Below are 345 nucleotides of genomic sequence, written 5' to 3'. Positions count from 1 at the left end.
GTGGTGACCCGTACGGGATTCGAACCCGTGTTACCGCCGTGAAAGGGCGGTGTCTTAACCACTTGACCAACGGGCCAAATATTATAAATCCTATGGCGGAGAGCAAGGGATTCGAACCCTTGATACGCTTGTGACGTATACACGATTTCCAATCGTGCTCCTTCGGCCAGCTCGGACAGCTCTCCAATGGCTCCGCAGGTAGGAATCGAACCTACGACCGATCGGTTAACAGCCGATAGCTCTACCGCTGAGCTACTGCGGAATAATATTGCCTGGCAACGTCCTACTCTCACAGGGACAAGGTCCCAACTACCATCGGCGCTAGAGAGCTTAACTTCCGTGTTC

Annotated in this window: 3 tRNA genes; all 3 read right to left on the bottom strand. The window is 53.3% G+C overall.

Going from position 1 to position 345, the window contains the following annotated elements:
• Position 1 precedes the first annotated feature (1 nt).
• The 3 genes from FS742_RS27175 to FS742_RS27165 all read right to left on the bottom strand — a co-directional run bounded on the left by FS742_RS27175 (position 2) and on the right by FS742_RS27165 (position 262).
• Positions 2–76, bottom strand: a tRNA-Glu gene (locus FS742_RS27175).
• Between the two features lie 17 nt (positions 77–93).
• Positions 94–185, bottom strand: a tRNA-Ser gene (locus FS742_RS27170).
• A gap of 2 nt (positions 186–187) precedes the next feature.
• Positions 188–262, bottom strand: a tRNA-Asn gene (locus tag FS742_RS27165).
• Positions 263–345: the final 83 nt, after the last annotated feature.

Source organism: Bacillus cereus (assembly GCF_007678085.1).
In the GTDB taxonomy this organism is placed as follows: domain Bacteria; phylum Bacillota; class Bacilli; order Bacillales; family Bacillaceae_G; genus Bacillus_A; species Bacillus_A cereus_BE.
The sequence above is the reverse complement of the archived record's forward strand: the minus strand, read 5'-3'. Positions and strand labels throughout refer to the sequence as shown.